Raw genomic sequence first — 18,886 nt, 5'->3', positions numbered from 1 at the left:
ACCCGGGATATCGAGACAGGAATATCGATGATGATTGGTGGAATACGTCGCGGCGACATGGCGAGGGGCGCGGGCACGGCAATGGCCCTCGTCGTGACCGCGGCGGCCCTCGCGAGTTGCGGTGGCGCCTCCGACACACCGGCGAACCGACCCGTCGCCGGCACCCACCAGGCGGCCCGCCCGGTGCCGGGCACCGCCGGTGTCGAACCGCCGGTCGCCCCGCGCCCCAAGGAGGGCGGCAAGGTCGATCCGTCGATATCGCGGCAGTCGGAGGACAGCGGCAAGTCGGTCAACCTCACCCTCGACGACGGCCCGGATGCCGTGTGGACGCCCCGCTTCCTGGAACTGCTCGAGAAGCACGACGCCAAGGCCGTGTTCTGCGTCCTGGGACCCGCAGCCAAGGCCAACCCCGAACTGCTGGGCAGGATCGTCGACGCCGGCCACCGCTTGTGCAACCACTCGGTGCACCACGACACCGGCATGGACAAGAAACCGGCCGACTACCAGACACGAGAAATCCTCGACGCCAAGAACATGATCGACCAGGCGTCGGGAGGCCGACGGATCTGGTACTACCGCGCACCCGGTGGCGCGTTCACCCCGGAAAGCCGCCAGGTCGCCGCCGACCACGGCATGCGCCCCCTCGGTTGGAACGTCGACCCGAGCGACTACCAGCGCCCGGGAGTCGACGCCATCGTCACCCGCGTCCAACAGCAACTGGCCAAGGGACCCACCGTGTTGATGCACGACGGCGGCGGCAACCGCGAACAGTCCTTCCAGGCCCTCGAGAAGCTCCTGACCTGGTTCGACGAACAGGGCTACCACTACAGCTTCCCGCAATCGTGAACCTGCTTCGACGACCGACCACGGACCGCCGCATCACCCCGGCCCCGCCGCATGCGCGTCACGCCCCGAGCGCGGTGGACCGACCGGCCGGCCCATCGCGGAACACTCGCTATCCGGCGGTGAGTTGGGTGACGTCCACGGAGCCCGCCCCGCTGTGGGGCTCCGGTATGACCGCCCACAGGGCCGCCATCGCGGCGAACGTGGCCAACAGGGCAACGGCGCCGGTCCGACCGCGCGCCCAACGGGCCCGGAAGCGGATCGGATCCTCCACCAGGAACTTGGAAAGTACGGCGGCGGCAATGGAAACGGCCACGATGACGGCCGTCCGCCCCCAGCCCGAGAAGCCGAGACGTTCCTCGTCCAGCAGCAGATAGACCGGCCAGTGCCACAGGTAGAGGCTGTACGAGATCAGACCGAGCCGGCGCAACGGAGTGCCGCCCAGGACACGGCCGACGGGACTGGCCGGGGCCCGGGTGAGGCAACAGATGAGGAGGGCGGCGGCCAGTGCGTGGAGGAACATTCCCCCCTGGAACAGTGAAGGGGAGTCCTCTCCGTCGGCCAGGACCCAGTACGCGCCGATGCCGCACACCAGGACCAGAGAGATCCACCCGGCCAGGTGCTCGCCCAGGCGGGCCACCGCGCGAGTGGCCGGCGCAGTGGCCGCCATGGCGCCCAGGAGCAGCGAGAACGCACGCGTGTCGGTGCCTTCGTACACTCGGGTGCTGTCGATCGGATCGGTGAGATCGATCATCAGGGCCAGCGAGGCCAGAGCCCCCGTCGCCGCGACGACTGCGACGTTGCGGCCCGCCTTCCCGCCCCGGGCCACCAGAACCAGGAGCAGTGGCCAGAACAGGTAGAACTGCTCCTCGACGGCGATGCTCCACAGGTGGCTGAAGACCCGGGTGTCGGCGGAGTTCCAGTAACCCATCTTGTCCGCGATGAAGTGCCAGTTGGCCAGGTTCGCCACCACCCATGGGCTGTCGTCGAGCGCGTTGCGGATCAGCGCGGGCGAGCCGAAGGCCCACACCAGCGGCAACGTGCCGGACACCATGGCGGCGAGTGCGGGCAACAGGCGGCGGGCACGCCGTCCCCAGAACGTGACGAGGTCGATGCGGCCGTTGCCGGCCGCCGCCTCCTTGAGCAGCAGTCCGGTGATCAGGAACCCGGACAGCACGAAGAACAGGTCGACGCCCAGGAAGCCACCGCCGAAGTGTCCGGCGTGGAAGAGCAGTACCGCCGCGACGGCCACACCGCGCAGACCGTCCAGCGGTCCGATGTGCGGTTTGGCGGAGGCGGGCGGGCTCGCGGGCGACGTGGACGGCGTGGGAACCCGCCGATGGGTACGCCGGGGGGAAGTCTGCGCAGGCATGGGGTTTGTCTCCGAAAGACACGGGGCGGAACGAGCCTGGGCCCGTTCCGCCCCTCGATCACTGTGCACGGGGAAACGAGGGCGAGCGCGCCGCCCGGGGTCGACTACTTGCAGCCGAGTCGTCCGTACACCTTGTCGCCGGTCCACGACCCGGTGGCCCAACGGTCCACTGCCGCCGGTGTGAAGGAGTACTGCTTGCCGAGTTCCTTGCCCAGCCACTGGGCGAACGCGGCCGACCCCTGCTGGCAGGAGTGGATGCCGTCGTTGCTCCGCTGCGCCTTGGCGGCGGCGCCGTCGGTGCCCCACAGGGCCGCGGCGTCGAGGAAGCGCACCTTGCCCGGGTGCTTGTCCGCCACCTCCTTGGCCGACTTCGGGGCGGCCTTGATCTCGGCCTCGTGCGGCTTGTAGAAGTCGTCGATCCTGAACGGCGGTGCGGACACGATGACGAGTTCGGCGCCCGCGTCGGTCACCGTCTTGACCAGTCGTTCGTAGCTCGCGTGTTGTTCCTCTGTCTTGCCCCAGTCGTAGGTGGTGATTTGGTAGACGACCACGTTCGGCTTGAAGGAGCCGAGTTCCTTCGGCAGTTGTTCCCAGGTGGGTTCGGCCACCTCGCCGATGACACCGCCGCCACCGGCCGCCGCCATCGACTTGAACTCCATGCCGTTGGCCTTCATTGCCGCCCCGAGTGCCGGGGCCTGGACTTCGCCGATGGAGTCACCCATCCACAGCAGCTTGGCGAGCCTCACGTTCTTGTCCCCGGCGGCGGACGGTTCCAAGCCGCCGCGGGCGGTGGCGGAGGGAGTCGAATCGGACCGGCCGTCGGTGGCCTCGCTCTTGTTGTCCGAGTCGTCGCAGGCGGTGAGCCCGAAGACCCCCGTCGCGGTGACGAGGGCGATTCCCGCGGTGAGCCGGACAGTTCGCCGACGGCGGGTGGAGGGGTTGGTCTCGCTGTTCATGTCGTCCAGTAGAGCCTCCGAAATCCCGACTCGAAGGGGTTGTCATCGTTCCATCACACGCTGGGAGAGGAACAGTCATCCACCACGAGTCCGCACCCGGATCGTGCGCGCGGAGACCCGAGAGTCGCGACCCCGCCCGGGGCCACTGCCGGGGAAGTCGGGGCCGTTGGTGCGGCAGGCGTCGGCACGGAGCCGACCGCGTTGTGAACCGCTGTCGACGGTCGCCTGGCGACGCGACCGGGCGGCTACGTCCGGGTGCCGGTGTAGTACTTCGGGCCGCAGTTGTTGGCCGGGTAGCCGGGGGCCATGTAGGTCCAGTGGTCGACCGGGGTCCTGCCGTCGGCGTACAGGGCCGTGGCCGCGAGGACGTAGCGGTGTTGGGCGGCGACGTAGGTGTTGAAGCCGGTGTACCAGCCGTCGCGGCAGATGTTCGCGCCGGTACCGGATTCCGGGCAGCGCATGCCGAACGTCGCGTATTGGCTGCCGCGGATGATCGGCTGGAGGGCGTCGGCCGTTCGTTGGGCATCGGTCGCGTTCGCGAAGACCAGGATCTCCAGTGACACCATGACGGGGGTGCCGTCGCCTCCGGCGCCCGGGCCGATGTAGTCCGCGAAGAGGGTGTTGATGCAGCCGCCCGCGGTCAGCGCGCTCTGGATGACGGTCGACATGCCTTGCGCTTCGCACCCGTGCACACTGCTGGACGTGAGCCGGAACGTGGAGCCGAGTTCGTTGACGTACGTCGGCGGCAGCATGGCCGCCGCGGTGAGCGGCACGGGATCGGTCGACGCGTCGTCCATGAGGGCCGGGGTGAAGGCTGTCGGCGTCCGGGTCGCGGGGGTGCCGCTCGTCCCGGTGACGGGCGGGGTGGTGGACTTGCTGCCCGTGTCCGCGTTGCCGCCCCCGCTCAGGAGGATCGCCCCGGCGATCAGTCCGGCGCAGACGACCGCCGTGCCGACGGCCGGCACCATCGTTCTCCGTCCGCGGGGCGCGCGCGGCGGCGGGGTCGGTGTCATCGTCATGGTCTCGGCCTGCATCACCGCCGGGCGCCGCGCCGGGTCCTTGTCCATCAGCGCGGTGACCCACGGGCCCAGCACGCCGGCCCGCTTCGGCGGTGGGGCGGTTTCCAGAACGACGGCGGCCATGGTCGCCGCCGCGGTCGCGCGGCGGAACGGGGAGACGCCCTCCACCGCGTGATACAGCGTCACGCCCAGCGAGTAGAGGTCTCCCGCGCTGCCGCTGTCGTCCCCGTTCAGCCGCTCCGGTGCCATGTACTCCAGCGACCCGATCAGCGATCCGGACGCCGTCAACTGCGTGTCGGCCGGGTGCGTCGCGATGCCGAAGTCGGTGAGGAGGATCCCGCCGTCGTCGGCCAGCAGGACGTTGCCCGGCTTCACGTCCCGGTGCACGATTCCCGCCGCGTGGGCGGCGCCCAGCGCGTCCAGGACGGCCCGGGCGATGTCCATGGCCTCCGCGGCCGGCAACGGCCCGTCGTCGATGCGCTGCTGCAGCGACGTCCCGCGTACCAACTGCATGACCAGCCACGGCATGCCGTCCTCGATGAGGACGTCGTGGATGGTGACGATGTTGCGGTTGTCCCGCAACGCCGCCGCGTTGCGTCCCTCGCGCTCGGCCCGGGCCAGCCGTTCGGCCTGCTGCCGGGCCGAGGCCGCGGGAGGCAGCCACACCTCCTTGAGCGCGACCTCGACCCGCAGTCGCTCGTCGACCGCCCGCCACACCTGACCGAAACCGCCCGAGCCCAGTGCCTCGACGAGCCGGTACCGCCCACCGACCACTCGGCCGGGCTCCCCGCGCAGTGCCACAACGCCCCCGTGATGCCTTCGACGTGCTGTTTGATTTTCGCGCCAGGCTACCGGGGCCGCCGGGAGCGCAGGTCCAGCCCGCCGGTGAAAGGGGATTGCACACAGGCACCGTCATCGACTGCTCCCCGGACACGGCGGCCGATCTCGGCGACCGCCCGCGCGACGCGGGATTCATGACCGACACCGACCGCCCGCCGCCGCGCGGCCGAGGTTGCCACCGGGCGGGGGCATTCGGGGTGGGCTGCGCCGGGGGACGGGCGGTCGTTCGCCGGGGCGGCTATGGAGGTCACCTCCGAGTGGTGGACTGCCCCTCGAGCCGAGGACGTTCGTTGTTCGTTGACGCGCGGGAGTGCCGGCTCGCCGACGCCGGGTATCCACGCGTGCGTCGACCTGCTGGTTCGAGAGGTGGGAACGGCTGCCGGTCGGGCCCGCGGGACCCACCCGGTCGGCCGGCACGTGACCCCCGATCCGGGACCCGGCGACGGGGCGCATTGCCCGACCACGCGCCGAGCCCGCCGGCCGAATCCCTCTCTCGAGACTGAGGCGAAGCCCGATGCGCAGGCCAATATTGAGTGGATGTCAGATTCGTTCCGCGGCGTTGCCGCACACCTGCGCACCGGCCCTGGCGACGGCCGTCTTGTGGACGGGCTGGTCGCGGCGGCGGTGGCCGTCCCGGTGTTCGTCCCGTTCGTGACCGCGCCCGACGTGTCGCCCCTCGGCTTCGTGGTCAATCTCGGTACCGTCGTGCCGTTGCTCTGGCGCCGTCGTGCGCCGTTCGCGGTGGTGCTGGTCGTGGCGTTCTTCGCGACGGCCGTCTCGCTGCACGACCGGCCCGGGCAGACGTTGCAGTACGGCGCGTTGGTGGCCATCTACACCCTGGCCGACCGCGGGGAGCACCCGTGGCAGCGCTGGGGGTTCATCGGCACGCTCACCGCCACCACCCCGTTCGGCGCGCTGCTGGTCAAGGGCAACGACGCGGGCCAGTTCATGTTCACACTGCCCCTGCCCATTACGGCATTCCTCATGGGCATGCTCGCCCGCGCCGCCCGGGAGAGGTCCGACGCGCTGATGGAACGTTCCGTCCGGCTGGAACGCGAACGCGAGGCCGAGGCGGCGCGGGCGGCCGCCGAGGAACGCGCGAGCATCGCCCGCGACATGCGTCCCCCTGGACCGGGACGGGTGACGACCCCGGCTCGAACCGGCGGCGTGCCGGGGGTGCCGGCGGACGCCGAGGGGGGTACCGGGGGGTGCCGGCGGACGCCGGGCGGCCTCCGGACGGCGGCTGTCCGGCGGTTGCCGCGGTGATCGTGCTCCAAGGGGTCGACCGGTCGCGGCGGTGTGGTTCAGGTCTTGAGGGTGCCCCGGTATCCGACCGGTCCCTCGTTCGGGAACTGGGTCGTTCCCTCGAATCGTGTGCCCGAGTCGAAGAAGGTGACGTTCGCCTCGCCCTGCGGGCTGTTCCAGTTGACCGTGGTTCCGGTCGCCGGGATGCCACCGTTGCCGGGAGCGATTGCCGAGCGATTCATCGACGCGAGCGAGACGTCGTCGCCGGGTTCCCAACCGCCCTCGGAGCCCGACTGGATCTCGGTCTGGTAGGTCGCCATGTTCTTCCTTGCCGTCGACGGCGACGCGGGCACCCGGTGGTCCAGCGCCGCCTCCGACCCGCAGTGGATCCAGGTCGACCTCGGCGAGGCCGCCACCGTCGACCACGTCGTCGTGAAGTGGGAGGCCGCGTACGGCAAGGCGTACCGCATCCAACTCTCCACGAACGGCACCGCCTGGAGCACCGCCTACTCCACCACCACGGGCGCCGGGGGCACCGAAACGCTCACCGTCACCGGCGACGCCCGGTACATCCGCCTCGAAGGCACCGTCCGCGGCACCGCATACGGCTACTCGCTTTGGGAGTTCCAGGTCTTCGGCTCCGCGGCCGGCGGCCCCGGCGGCGAGTGCGGCACCGCGAACGCGGCGCGGGGCAAGCCGGCGACCACGTCCAGCCAGGAGAACGGCGGCACGGCCGCCGCCAACGCCGTCGACGGCGACGCGGGCACCCGGTGGTCCAGCGCCGCCTCCGACCCGCAATGGATCCAGGTCGACCTCGGCGAGACCAAGGGCGTGTGCGGCGTGGACCTGAAGTGGGAGGCCGCGTACGGCAAGGCGTACCGGATCCTGTTCTCCACGAACGGCACTGCCTGGAGCACCGCCTACTCCACCACCACGGGCGCCGGGGGCACCGAAACGCTCACCGTCACCGGCGACGCCCGCTACGTCCGTCTCGAAGGCACCACCCGAGGTACCGGATACGGCTACTCGCTGTGGGAATTCGCCGTGCGCACCGTCGGAGGCTCCGGGCCGCAGATTCCCGGGGGCGGCGACCTCGGACCCAACGTACGAGTCTTCGACCCGACCACGCCCGACATCCAGGGCAAGGTCGACGCCATCTTCCAACAACAGGAGTCCGCGCAGTTCGGCACCGGTCGCTACGCGCTGCTGTTCAAGCCCGGCACATACAACAACATCAACGCCAACCTCGGGTTCTACACCTCGATCGCCGGACTGGGACTCAACCCCGACGACACCACGTTCAACGGCGACGTCACCGTGGACGCGGGATGGTTCCAGGGCAACGCCACCCAGAACTTCTGGCGCTCGGCCGAAAACCTGGCCCTGAACCCGGTCAACGGCACCAACCGCTGGGCGGTCTCCCAAGCAGCGCCCTTCCGTCGCATGCACGTCAAGGGCGGGCTGAACCTGGCACCCACAGGCTACGGCTGGGCCAGTGGCGGCTACATCGCCGACAGCAGGATCGACGGGACCGTCGGACCCTACTCGCAGCAACAGTGGTACACCCGGGACAGCTCGGTCGGCGGCTGGACCAACGGCGTCTGGAACATGACCTTCTCCGGGGTCCAAGGTGCTCCCGCACAGAGCTTCCCGACCCAGCCGTACACCACGCTCGACACCACACCCGTCTCCCGGGAGAAGCCCTTCCTCTACCTCGACGGCAATGAGTACAAGGTCTTCGCCCCCGCCAAGCGCACCGACGCCCGTGGTACCTCCTGGGGCAACGGCACGCCGCAGGGCCGGTCCGTTCCGCTCGACCACTTCTACGTCGTCAAGCCCGGGGCCACCGCTTCGACCATCAACGCGGCGCTGGCACAGGGCCTGAACCTCCTGTTCACGCCCGGCATCCACCACGTGGACCAGACGATCAACGTCACCCGCCCGGACACGATCGTGCTCGGCCTGGGCCTGGCCACGATCATCCCCGACAACGGTGTGGCGGCGATGAAGGTCGCCGACGTTGACGGCGTCAGGCTCGCCGGCTTCCTGATCGACGCCGGGCCGGTCGACTCGCCCGTCCTCCTGGAGGTTGGCCCGGCCGGCGCCGACGCGAACCACGCCGCCAACCCGACCACAGTCCAGGACGTCTTCGTCCGCATCGGCGGCCCCGGCCCCGGACTCGCCACCAGCAGCATGGTGGTCAACAGCAACAACACGATCATCGACCACACCTGGCTCTGGCGCGCCGACCACGGAGCGGGTGTGGGCTGGAACGTCAACCCCGCCGAATACGGCCTGCGGGTACACGGCGACGACGTGCTGGCGACCGGGCTCTTCGCCGAGCACTTCCGCAAGTACGACGTCGAGTGGACCGGCGAGCGCGGCCGGACGATCTTCTTCCAGAACGAGAAGGCGTACGACGCGCCCAACCAGGCCGCGATCCAAAACGGCAACGTCAAGGGGTACGCCGCCTACAAGGTCGCCGACGCGGTCACCACCCACGAGGGATGGGGCATGGGCAGCTACTGCTACTTCAACGTCGATCCGACCATCCGCATGGACCACGGATTCGAGGCGCCGAACAAGCCCGGGGTCCGGTTCCACGACCTGCTGGTCATCTCGCTCGGCGGCAACGGACAGTACAACCACGTGATCAACGACCTCGGAGCGCCGACGTCGGGTACGACCACCGTGCCTTCGACGGTGACCTCCTACCCCTGATCCCGTCGTCCCCGATCCGAACCGCCGGCCCCACCGTCGGTCCCTTCGCCGTCGCTCCCTTTCGAGGGAGCGGCGGCACCATGTCCGGCGGGGTCGGCGGGAGCGTTCGGGACGACACGGAACACGGGACACCACGGCGGCCGCCCACGCGACCGGCACGTCCGGTCAGTCGACGGTCGGCTTCGCCGTCGAACGCGTGGATTCCCTGACCACCAGCGTGGGTTCGAAGATGACCGAACTCGGCGGGCGTTCCGGGTCCTCGATGTGCGCGAGGAGCATCCGGGTCATCTCCGCGGCCATGTCCTCGACCGGCTGACGCACCGTGGTCAGCGCGGGCTGTGCGGCGATCGCCGCGCTGCCGTCGTCGAAGCCGATCACCGACACGTCGCCGGGCACGTTCCGTCCGGCGGCTCGCAACGCCACCAGCGCGCCCTGGGCCATTCGGTCGTTCGCGGCGAACACCCCTTCCGTATACGGGTGTTCGGCCAACAACCGGGCCATCGCCCGCTCACCGCCGATCGCCGTGAAGTCGCCGTCCGCGGCCGGGACGTACGGGTGGCCGTGGCGAGCCATCGCCACCACGAAACCCGTGCTGCGTTCCTGCGCGGCCAACACGTCCTCCGGCCCCGTGATCAGGGCAACGTTGCTGCAACCGAGCGCGACGAGATGGTCGGCCGCCAACCGCGCGCCGTCGTGGTTGGCCAGGTCGACGTAGCTGATCCGCATGGGGGTGGCCGGCCGCGCGTACAGCACCGCGGGCACGCCGGCCTCGACCAGCAGCGCGGGCAGCGGGTCGTCGGGCAGCGTGGACACGACCAGCGCACCGTCGGCGCTGCCGCGGCGCAGATGGCCGACCACGTGGTCGCGGGCCCGCGCGGTGTCCGCGAGCATAAGCAACGGATACATCCCGAGTGGGTGCAGAACGCCGACCGCGCCGCTGACCACGCGGCCGAAGAACGGGTCGGTGAACACCTGGTACGGGAAACGCTCGCCCGTGGTCGCCTTGCCGGCCGTCGCGGAGACCACCAACGCGATCGCCCCCGCTCGGCGGGTGACCAGCGAACGCGCCGCACTGTTGGGCACGTAGCCGGTCGCCTCGATCGCGAGCCGGACCGTTTCCCGAAGCGCGGAGTCGACGTTGCGTACGTCGTTGACCACCCGGGACACCGTCGACCGCGACACGCCGGCGACTCTGGCCACGTCCTCCAGGGTCGCGGACCGAGCCGGGACCCCGCGCGCGGGAAGGTCGCTCATGAACTTCTTTATAGCACGCGGGGGAGCGCTCTCCCGGCGATTCGACCAGCAGGCTCAGGTACCCTCGTCGCCTCGTGCGCGGGGAGTCGGTGCGGCGTTGATGTGAGACATCGGAACGTTCCTTCTCACCGGTGATTCGCGATGGGGCGCCAGGAGTACGGGGGCGGGCGTGGCTCCGACCTCACGAGTGCGCCTGCTTCGGCAGGGTGAGGATTTCGGCGCCGTCGTCGGTGATGGCGATCGTGTGCTCGCTGTGTGCCGTTCGGCAGCCTGTCGCACTTCGGAGCGTCCACCCGTCGGCATCGGTGACGAGTTGGGCGGTGTCCGCCATGACCCACGGCTCCAGTGCCAGCAGAAGCCCGGGGCGCAGTTTGTACCCACGGCCGGGCCGCCCGGTGTTCGAGACGTGCGGATCCTGGTGCATCGTCGATCCGATGCCATGACCGCCGAACTCGGTGTTGATCGGGTACCCCGCCGCACCGAGGACCGAGCCGATGGCATGGGAGATGTCGCCGATGCGAGCCCCGGGTCCGGCAGCGGCTATCCCCGCGCTCAATGCGCGTTCGGTCGCGCTGATCATCGCGACGCTCTCCGGGGGCTTCGTGTCGCCCACGATGAAGCTGATGGCCGAGTCCGCGGCGACTCCGCCCTTGGAGACGGCGAGGTCGAGTGTCAGCAGATCGCCGTCGGCAAGCGCGTAGTCGTACGGCAGTCCGTGGAGCACGGCGTCGTTGACGGCCGTGCAGATGTAGTGGCCGAACGGGCCGCGTCCGAAGGACGGCGCGTAGTCGACGTAGCAGGACTGGGCTCCGGCCTCGACGATCATGGTCTGGGCCCACCGATCGATGTCCAGGAGGTTCGTGCCGACCGTGCTGCGGCTCTTCACCGTCTGGAGGATGTCGGCGACCAGGGCGCCTGTTTCCTTTGCGCGGGCCAGTTCGGTGGGGTTCAGGATCTCGATCATGCGGCGCTCTTCTCGCGTGTCCAATACTTATACCGGCCAAACTATACCGGTATTATAATCGTGGCTCACGCTCGGCTTGCCGCTCACTCCCACGGAGGTCGAGCGCGGACAGCGCCGGCTCGACTCGAAGCGGTCGTATGGTTCCGCTCCGACGACCCGTCGGTTGCCGGGGCCGGAGGTTCAGGCTCCGGGTTTCACGAGGCCGGTTTGGTAGGCGATGACGACGAGTTGCGCGCGGTCGCGGGCGCCGACCTTGGTCATGGCCCGGTTGACGTGGGTCTTCGCGGTGACCGCGGTGACGTGCAGGCGTTCGGCGATGTCGTTGTTGGACAGGCCCAGTGCGGTAAGGGTCATGACCTCGCGTTCGCGCGGGGTCAGGAGGTCGAGTCGACGTGTGGTGCGCGGGTCGGCGGCGGTGGGTTGGGCGACGACCCGGGCGATGAGTTGGCGGGTGGCGGTGGGAGAGAGCAGGGCGTCGCCGGCGGCGACGGTACGGATGGCGTCGAGGAGGTCGGGCGGGTCGATGCCCTTGCCCAGGAAGCCGCCGGCTCCGGCGCGCAGGGCGTCGACGACGTGTTCGTCGACCTCGAAGGTGGTGAGGATGAGGATCTTGACGCCGGCGAGGTCCTCGTCGGCGCCGATGCGAGCGGTGGCCTCGATCCCGTCGAGGACGGGCATGCGGATGTCCATCAGGACCACATCGGCGCGTTCGGTGCGCGCGAGTTCGACTGCCTCGGCACCGTTGGAGGCCTCGCCGACGACTACCATGTCCGGTTCGCTGTCGATGAGGAGTTTGAAGGTGCCGCGCAGGAGTGCCTGGTCGTCGGCGAGGAGGACGCGGATGGTCATCGGGGAGCTCCGGGGTTTCCGGTGGTGATGGGTAGGGGGAGTTCGGCCGTGACGCGGTATCCACCCCGGTCGCTCGTGCCTGTGTCGAGGGTGCCGCCGAAGGCGTGTGCGCGTTCGCGCATGCCGATCAGGCCGTGCCCGTCGTGGTTCGTGGCGACGGTCGGGCTGCCTCCGCCGGTGTCGGTGATGTCGACGCGAAGGGTGCTCTCGCCATAGTCCAGGTGGACGTGGGCGGTGGCGGGTCCGGCGTGCTTGGCCGTGTTGGTGAGCGCTTCCTGGGTGATGCGGTACGCGGCGAGTTCGACGGACGGCGTCGCCGGCCGCGGCGTGCCGGTGACGGTGATATCGATCGGCAGGCCGGTGCGGCGAAACGACTCGGCGAGGTCGTCGAGCTCGGCCAGGGTCGGCGCGGGGGTGCGTGGGTGGGTGTCCCCGTCTTGCCGCAACAGGCCTACGGTGGCGCGTAGTTCGTCCAGCGCAGCCCGGCTGGTGTCCTTCAGTTGCCCCAGCGCCCGGTAGGCGGCTTCGGGGTCGGTCAGCACCAGATGCCGGGCGACGCCGGCCTGGGCGTTGACCAGGGTGATGTGGTGGGCGACGACATCGTGCAGGTCACGGGCGATGCGCACGCGCTCGGCGGCGACCCGGCGTGCGGCTTCGTCCTCGCGGGTGCGTTCGGCGTGCTCGGCGCGGTCGTGCAGCGTGGCCAGGTAGGCGCGCCGTGAACGGGTGGTGTCCCCGACGGCGACGGCGAGTACGAGTACGTCGAACCACGCGAGCGTGCCCGTATCGAGGATGCCTTCGGATCGGGACGCGGCCAGCGCTGCGGTCATGCCCACGCAGACGGTCAGGCCGATGGCCCAGGCTCGAATCCGGGGCAGCCGCGAGGCCACGGTGTAGAGGGCGACGAGACTCGCGCCCGGCAGCAGGACCGGGTCCGCGACGACGGCGAGTTGTAGGCCTTCGACCGCCACGACGGCGGCCAGGACGACCACGGGTGCGCGGGAGCGCCACACCAGGGGCACACACGCGGCGGCGGTCCACAGCACCGGGGCGGCGCGTGGACCGTGCCACCCGGACGGACCGGCCATGGAGGCGAAGACCGCCAGCACCACCAGCAGCACGGCCGGGAGCGCGTCACGGGCCCGGGGGTGCCGGGCGAGGTGGCTCCGCGCGGACTTGATCATCTGCACTCCTGCACGGTACGCAGCCGGGACCGGCACGTGGTGGAACGCGCCGATCCCGGAGACGGATGTGGTCGCTCAGCGCCCGGCGGGCACCGGTTGGTCGACGGGCCGGACGGGGTCGTCGGGCTCGGGCCCGCCTTCGACGGAGATCCGAGGCAGCGCCTTGTCCAGCCATCGGGGCAACCACCAGTTGGCCCGGCCGAGCAGGTGCATCAGCGCGGGTACCAGGATCATGCGTACCACCAGCGCGTCCAGGGCGATGGCGGCCGCGAGGCCGACGCCGAACGTCGCGATCACCCGCATGCCGCCGCCGGCGAACGCGGCGAACACGGTGAACATGATGGCCGCCGCGACGGCGATGACCTGGCCGGTCTCGGCCTGGCCGACCCGGACCGCGTGGTGGTTGTCACGGGTGCGGGTCCATTCCTCGTGCATGCGACTGACCAGGAAGACCTGGTAGTCCATGGACAGTCCGAACATCACGCCGATGACCAGGATGGGTACGAACGCCTCGATCGGCCCGGCCGAGCCGACTCCCAGGAGTTCGCTGCCGAAGCCGTGCTGGAACACCAGCACGATCGTCCCGAGTGCGGCCCCCAGGGTCAGGATGTTGGTCAGCGCGCCGATCAGCGGCACCAGCACGCTGCGGAAGGCGATGGTCAACAGGATGAAGCCGAGCGCCGCGATGATGCCGATGAACAGCGGGAGTTCGGCCACCACAGCCGCGGCGAAATCGTTGCTCGACGCGGTGGCGCCACCCACATGGACGCGTAGGTCGCTCTGTTGCTCCGCGGCCGGGATGACGTCGTCGCGCAGCCGCTCGATCAGTTCGGTGGTCTCCTTGGACTGCGGGGAGGTGGCCGGCACCACCGAGACGACCGAGAACGTCTGGCCGGGCGAGGCCGCGGGGGCGTTCACCGCGGCGACGCCGTCGGTGTGCGCGAGGCGTTCCACCAACCGGGTCAACCCCTGGCGGGCCGCGTCGTCGGGAGTCTGGGCGGCCAGCACGAACGGGCCGTTGAAGCCGGGGCCGAACCCGTCCGCCAGCATGTCGTACGCCTTCCGGCTCGAGGACGACGTCGGGTTGTTGCCCGCGTCGGCCGTGCCGAGCCGCAAGGACAGCGCCGGGATCGCGCACACGGTCACGATCACCAAGGCGACCGCACCCAGCCGCTTGGGGTGGCGCCGGACCTTCGCGGACCAACGACCCCAGATCCCTGCCGCGTCGTGCTGTTGCCGGGGCCCGTTCGCCGCGAGGTCCCGTCGTTGACGGCGGCTGAGCACCCGCAGACCGAGCATGCCCAACAGGGCCGGCAGCAGCGTGACGGCGGCGAGCACCGTCAGAGTCACGGTCAGCGCCGCGCCCAGCGCCATGCCGCTGAGGACGCCGATGCCCAGGGTGAGCATGCCCAGGAGGGCGATCACCACCGTCAGTCCGGCGAACACCACGGCCCGCCCGGAGGTGTCCAGGGCCCGCGCCGCGGACGCGCCCACTTCGGCGCCGGCCATGAGGTTGCGGCGGTGCCGGTTGACGATGAACAAGGCGTAGTCGATGCCCACCCCGAGCCCGATCAACGCCCCCAATGTCGGAGTGACGTCGGACAGTGTCATCACGTGACTCAGCAGCATGGTGGCCGGCATCGCGGTGAGCACACCCGCCACGGCCGTCACGATCGGCAGAGCCGCCGCCCACGCGGAGCGAAACACCAGGAACAGCACCATCGCGGCCAGCGCGACGCCGATGATCTCGCTCGACTTCGACGCCTCCGGGGCCTTGGAGAAGGTCTTGCCGCCGAGTTCCACCCGCACGTTGTCGGTGCGGGCGGCGCCGGCGATCTGCTCGACCCGGTGGACGTCCGCCTTGCCGAGGCCGTCGCCGTCCCCGGCGAAGTTCACCGTGGCGTAGGCCGTGTCCCGGTCGTCGCCGACCTGATGGGTGCCCTCGGCCGTGTAGGGACTCTTGACCGCTGCCACGCCGGGCGCGTGGGCGATGGAGTCGAGCACGGCGCTCATGTGATCGCGCACTCCGGGCGCGGTCGCGTCGGAGCCGTCGACGGTCTGCCAGACCACGATTCCGCTCGCACCGGCCGCTGCCGGTGCGTTTGCCCGCATCAGTTCGATTGCCGTCGCCGACTCGGTGTTCGGCATCTTGGAGTCGTTGCTGAACCGGGCCCCCGCGGACAGCGCCGAAACCCCGAGGGCGATGAGTACTCCCGACCACACGAGAACGACGAGCAATCGGTGCTTGTGGCACCAACGGGCGAGCGGGGACATGGATCCTCCGGGGAATCTTGCGGGTGGGGGTACGCGCGAGCCCTGGTGCGGCGGGCCGGCGAGTCTCGGCGGCCCGTCGACCAAAGGTCGGGGCCGGCCACCACTATGGCCGGCGCGGGTCCCGCTCGTCGTCGCGCGAACGCAGTCATTCGCGCCTACTGCGATCGCGGCAGACCAGGTCACGCCGCACGGATGTCCGGGCCGACGGCGTGACCACCGCCGGTTTCGTCGAGTCGTCCCACCACGGTCGTGTCCGGTAGCGCCGAGGACACCGGCGCCGACGATTCGTGGGATGCGGCAGCACCGGGCCACGGCCCGGGACCGGAGTGCGGGTGGGGGCGAAGGGTTGCGACTGATTTGCGTATCGACAACGCGAACCATGGGAGGGCAGGACGGGCAGGCGACGGGCCGCATCGCGTGCGGTTCGGGCTCACCATGCGGCGGCTCCTGCCCTGCCTGCTGTGTCGGCGGGTGCCTTCGCAGGCCGGGGAAATCAGCGCCGCAGGCCTATGCGGTCGAAGAGGACGAGGCCGTCGCTGTGAGGCTGGATTCCGGTGATGGAGGGTGCGAAGACGACGGTGTTGGCGGCCTCCTGGTAGACCCAGAAGGGGAGGTCTTCGTTGAGCCGGACCTGGACGCGCGTGTAGGCGTCGCGGCGCGTGGCGGGGTTGGTCGCAAGCCGTCCCGCGTTCATCGCCTCGGTGACCGCGGCGTGGGAGTATCCGCTGACGTTGGTGAGGCTGCCGGGGCGCAGGAAGTCGTACAACACCGGTTCGGGGTCGCTCATCCACATACCGGTCACGGCCATGTCGAAGTCCCCGGAGACGTTCCGACGGATGAGGGTGGCGGTGTCGACGACGTCGATCCGCATGTGGACGCCGGGGAAGCGCTCGACCTGCCGCTGGATGTAGGAGGCTTGGGAGTCGGGGTCCGCGCCGCCCAAGGCGACGAAAGTGAAGCGGAAGGGTCGGGTCCCGCCGGTGGTGAGTTTGTCGAAACCCGCGCGGGCGGCTTCGGGGTCGTCGTCGTGCGCGGTGAGCCGGCCGTTGGCGAGTTGTGAGGTGGTGTCGAAGATCCCCTGTGCGGGGGTGCCGACGCCCTGGAAGAAGCGGCGGTCGATCTCGCCCGCGCTGAGGCTGTTCACGACGGCCTTGCGGGCGGCCATGTCGTTGAACGGCGGCCTGCGGGTGTTGAAGACGAGCATGCGGCCGCCGCTGAGCTGGAGGGGGACGACGCCGAGCTTCTTGGCGGTCGCCTCCTTCGCGTGCGCCGGGTCGCTGACGGTGGTCAGGTCGAAGTTCTTGGCGGCTATCGCTTCGGCCGGGGTTTTCCCCGCCGCGGGGACGTGGACCTCGACCTGGTCGAGGTAGGGGCGGCCGGGCTGCCAATAGTGGGGGTTCCTGCGCAGCGTCAACCGCCGGCCGGGAACGTGTTCGGCGAGGACGAACGGGCCCGCGCCGACGGGTTTGGTGCGCAGGGACACCAGGTCGGTCAGGGAGCGCGGAGAGGCGATGTAGGCGAGGTTGTTCGCGACTGCACGGTCGAAGTGCGCGTTGGGGCCGGGGAGTTCGACGGTGAGGCGGAGAGGGTCGGCGACGGTGAGCTTGAGGCCGGTGGCGGCGATCGCGCCGGCGGACCCGATGGTGGGATCGGCGTGAACCCGCCAGTTCGCCTTGACCGCGGCGGCATCGAACGGCAGGCCGTCGGAAAAGGTCACTCCGGGGCGGATGACGAGGGTCCAGGTGCGTGCGTCGGGGGAGGGGGTGAGCGACTCGGCGATGTGGGGCCGGATGGTGCCGGTGGCGGGGTCCGCCCACACCAGGGGGTCGTAGATCGCGGCGAGCAGGTGGCCGTAGGCGACCGCGTAGGAGGGCGTGGTGAACGGGTCCAAGGATGGTGGATCCGTCGGCACCGCCACACGCAGCACCCCGCCTGGTGCGGGTGTCGACCACGGGTCGGGGCTTGGCTGCCCTGGTGACCCGCAGGCGGTTGCCACCAGCACGGTCGCCGCCGCCACGGCGAGAGCGCGCCGACGACGACGGCGAAAGTGAGTGAAGCGACACCCGGGGGAGAAGCGGAGCACGGCGCCTACCAAGGAGTTGGGGGCTGCGAAGTCGGCAGCCCGCGAAGAATGACTGATGTGGTGCGCGGGCTCGGCACTCCCCGCACGTTCGTCCCGATCGACGGTCCGGCCGACTTTGCCTGAGCGGGTCCATGGACGGCGACGTCGACCGCCTCGAGCGCCGGAGCGTAGCGGAGGCGGATGCCGTTGCTTGCCGCAGTCTTTTAGTGTAACTAGTACGCTATTTTGATTCGGCGACGACGTGGCGCCCGGGCACCGCTTTCGGCCCGCCCTCGACGGTGTACCCGGGAACCGGGCCGGGGCGTCCCGGTTGCCTCGGGGGAGCCTGGGGTCACGGCGGCCCCGGAGCCCGGTTCGCGGGTCGCTTCGGGTGGTTCCCGAGGGGCATCGGTAATGCCGTACGCTAATTGGTGGTGGCCAGTGCGTGGGCTCGGCACACGAGTTCGCGCCGGTGCGTTCGGCGTACACATCCGGGCCGCGCGCAGCCTGCGGAGCGTACGCTCGGCACCGGTGAAAAGCGCGGTGAAAGGGACATCGATGACTCAGCCGTCAAAGGCCGCGGCCACGCGCGGTCGTGGCCGTCCGCCGCGACTGTCCCGCGAGAAGATCGTCGATGCCGCCGTGGCACTGGTCTACGAGAATCCGGGCACGCCGCTGACGATCAAGCGGGTGTCGGAAGCCGCCGACTCGGCGCCGATGGCGCTGTACCGGTATTTCCCCGACCGCGACGACCTGCTCCACGCGGTGGCCGACCGGGTGGCCTCCGACATGCGGTTCGACAAGCCGACGGGCGCGACCTGGCAGGAACAGTTGCGCGGCTGGATGCTGCTGAGCATGGAACACCTGCGGCCCTATCCACAGTTGCTGCCGTACATCGCCTCCACCCGCCAACCGAGCTGGTTGCCGTCCTTCGCACTGCTGACCGAGATGCTGCGGCCGTTGAAACTGGGCGATGAGGATCTGGCCATGGCCATCGCGCTCATCGGCACGACCATCATGGGCCAGGCGACCCTGGCCGCCTCGCGCATCCCCGCGGCCGAGATGTCCGCCGTCTTGCGGGAGGCGCTCGGCGAGGCGGATACGGAGGAGAAGGCCAAGGTGGGTCCGGTGGTCGACGCGCTGCCCGGTGCCTTCGACCGCCTTTACGGCGTTGTCATCGACATCACCATCGCGGCGGTCGAGTCCCTCGCCGAAGACACCTCCGGGACGGGCCCCACGGCGAAGCGCGTCCGTGTGGCGCCGACAAACCCGATATTCAGCAGTGCTTAGTCGCGGGCGCCGT

Annotated in this window: 14 protein-coding genes; 4 read left to right on the top strand and 10 right to left on the bottom strand. The window is 70.1% G+C overall.

What is annotated here, in order from left to right; translation table 11 throughout:
* Positions 1-57: 57 nt before the first annotated feature.
* Entirely contained in the window at positions 58-846 is a 789-nt protein-coding gene (locus OG948_RS38660) for a polysaccharide deacetylase family protein (RefSeq protein WP_406300882.1), read from the top strand.
* A 109-nt stretch (positions 847-955) separates the two neighbouring features.
* Here OG948_RS38660 and OG948_RS38655 read toward each other — a convergent pair whose 3' ends face one another.
* The 3 genes from OG948_RS38655 to OG948_RS38645 all read right to left on the bottom strand — a co-directional run bounded on the left by OG948_RS38655 (position 956) and on the right by OG948_RS38645 (position 4,991).
* Positions 956-2,215, bottom strand: a complete 1,260-nt coding sequence (locus OG948_RS38655; RefSeq protein ID WP_331769653.1) for an acyltransferase — start codon at positions 2,213-2,215, stop codon at positions 956-958.
* A 104-nt stretch (positions 2,216-2,319) separates the two neighbouring features.
* Positions 2,320-3,171 carry an SGNH/GDSL hydrolase family protein gene (locus tag OG948_RS38650; RefSeq protein WP_331769652.1) on the bottom strand — a complete coding sequence of 284 codons (852 nt, stop codon included), beginning with the start codon at positions 3,169-3,171 and terminating at the stop codon, positions 2,320-2,322.
* A 245-nt stretch (positions 3,172-3,416) separates the two neighbouring features.
* A complete protein-coding gene (locus tag OG948_RS38645) occupies positions 3,417-4,991 on the bottom strand; it encodes a serine/threonine-protein kinase (RefSeq protein WP_406300534.1) in 1,575 nt (524 codons plus the stop codon).
* 576 nt (positions 4,992-5,567) lie between these two features.
* Here OG948_RS38645 and OG948_RS38640 point away from each other — a divergent pair.
* Positions 5,568-6,296, top strand: a complete 729-nt coding sequence (locus tag OG948_RS38640; RefSeq protein WP_331769650.1) for a hypothetical protein — start codon at positions 5,568-5,570, stop codon at positions 6,294-6,296.
* A gap of 38 nt (positions 6,297-6,334) precedes the next feature.
* On the opposite strand, the gene OG948_RS38635 is transcribed toward OG948_RS38640, so the two are convergent.
* Positions 6,335-6,595, bottom strand: a complete 261-nt coding sequence (locus OG948_RS38635) for a hypothetical protein (RefSeq protein ID WP_331769649.1) — start codon at positions 6,593-6,595, stop codon at positions 6,335-6,337.
* On the opposite strand from OG948_RS38635, the gene OG948_RS38630 reads away from it, so the two are divergent.
* Positions 6,594-8,996, top strand: a complete 2,403-nt coding sequence (locus OG948_RS38630; RefSeq protein WP_331769648.1) for a discoidin domain-containing protein — start codon at positions 6,594-6,596, stop codon at positions 8,994-8,996. The genes OG948_RS38635 and OG948_RS38630 overlap by 2 nt on opposite strands.
* A gap of 165 nt (positions 8,997-9,161) precedes the next feature.
* Here the strand turns inward: OG948_RS38630 and OG948_RS38625 are convergent, their stop codons facing one another.
* From OG948_RS38625 to OG948_RS38600, 6 genes are all read right to left on the bottom strand, one after another.
* Complete coding sequence (locus OG948_RS38625; RefSeq protein ID WP_331769647.1) at positions 9,162-10,250, bottom strand: LacI family DNA-binding transcriptional regulator; 1,089 nt, start codon at positions 10,248-10,250, stop codon at positions 9,162-9,164.
* A gap of 181 nt (positions 10,251-10,431) precedes the next feature.
* Positions 10,432-11,214 (bottom strand): type I methionyl aminopeptidase, encoded by a 783-nt coding sequence (map, locus tag OG948_RS38620; RefSeq protein WP_331769646.1) that lies wholly within the window; start codon positions 11,212-11,214, stop codon positions 10,432-10,434.
* A 180-nt stretch (positions 11,215-11,394) separates the two neighbouring features.
* Complete coding sequence (locus OG948_RS38615; RefSeq protein ID WP_331769645.1) at positions 11,395-12,063, bottom strand: response regulator transcription factor; 669 nt, start codon at positions 12,061-12,063, stop codon at positions 11,395-11,397.
* Entirely contained in the window at positions 12,060-13,247 is a 1,188-nt protein-coding gene (locus tag OG948_RS38610) for a sensor histidine kinase (protein WP_331769644.1), read from the bottom strand. The genes OG948_RS38615 and OG948_RS38610 overlap by 4 nt, the downstream gene beginning before the upstream one ends.
* Before the next feature lie 75 nt (positions 13,248-13,322).
* Positions 13,323-15,521, bottom strand: coding sequence for an MMPL family transporter (locus OG948_RS38605; RefSeq protein WP_331769643.1), 2,199 nt, complete (start codon positions 15,519-15,521; stop codon positions 13,323-13,325).
* 493 nt (positions 15,522-16,014) lie between these two features.
* Positions 16,015-17,412, bottom strand: a complete 1,398-nt coding sequence (locus tag OG948_RS38600; protein WP_331769642.1) for an ABC transporter substrate-binding protein — start codon at positions 17,410-17,412, stop codon at positions 16,015-16,017.
* 702 nt (positions 17,413-18,114) lie between these two features.
* Here OG948_RS38600 and OG948_RS38595 point away from each other — a divergent pair.
* Entirely contained in the window at positions 18,115-18,873 is a 759-nt protein-coding gene (locus tag OG948_RS38595) for a TetR/AcrR family transcriptional regulator (protein ID WP_331769641.1), read from the top strand.
* Positions 18,874-18,886 lie beyond the last annotated feature (13 nt).

The sequence above is a fragment of the Embleya sp. NBC_00888 genome (genome assembly GCF_045207655.1).
Taxonomy (GTDB): domain Bacteria; phylum Actinomycetota; class Actinomycetes; order Streptomycetales; family Streptomycetaceae; genus Embleya.
Note: the sequence above shows the minus strand (reverse complement) of the source record. Positions and strands in the feature narration are given on the sequence as shown.

What these genes read in the sequence shown, in the direction of transcription:
- OG948_RS38630 (WP_331769648.1), top strand. Translation starts at nt 6,594, where the DNA reads ATGTTCTTCCTTGCCGTCGACGGCGACGCGGGCACCCGGTGGTCCAGC.
- OG948_RS38660 (WP_406300882.1), top strand. Translation starts at nt 58, where the DNA reads ATGGCGAGGGGCGCGGGCACGGCAATGGCCCTCGTCGTGACCGCGGCG.
- OG948_RS38650 (WP_331769652.1), bottom strand. Translation starts at nt 3,171, where the DNA reads ATGAACAGCGAGACCAACCCCTCCACCCGCCGTCGGCGAACTGTCCGG.
- OG948_RS38610 (WP_331769644.1), bottom strand. Translation starts at nt 13,247, where the DNA reads ATGATCAAGTCCGCGCGGAGCCACCTCGCCCGGCACCCCCGGGCCCGT.
- OG948_RS38625 (WP_331769647.1), bottom strand. Translation starts at nt 10,250, where the DNA reads ATGAGCGACCTTCCCGCGCGCGGGGTCCCGGCTCGGTCCGCGACCCTG.
- OG948_RS38640 (WP_331769650.1), top strand. Translation starts at nt 5,568, where the DNA reads ATGTCAGATTCGTTCCGCGGCGTTGCCGCACACCTGCGCACCGGCCCT.
- OG948_RS38655 (WP_331769653.1), bottom strand. Translation starts at nt 2,215, where the DNA reads ATGCCTGCGCAGACTTCCCCCCGGCGTACCCATCGGCGGGTTCCCACG.
- OG948_RS38635 (WP_331769649.1), bottom strand. Translation starts at nt 6,595, where the DNA reads ATGGCGACCTACCAGACCGAGATCCAGTCGGGCTCCGAGGGCGGTTGG.
- OG948_RS38615 (WP_331769645.1), bottom strand. Translation starts at nt 12,063, where the DNA reads ATGACCATCCGCGTCCTCCTCGCCGACGACCAGGCACTCCTGCGCGGC.
- map (WP_331769646.1), bottom strand. Translation starts at nt 11,214, where the DNA reads ATGATCGAGATCCTGAACCCCACCGAACTGGCCCGCGCAAAGGAAACA.
- OG948_RS38605 (WP_331769643.1), bottom strand. Translation starts at nt 15,521, where the DNA reads ATGTCCCCGCTCGCCCGTTGGTGCCACAAGCACCGATTGCTCGTCGTT.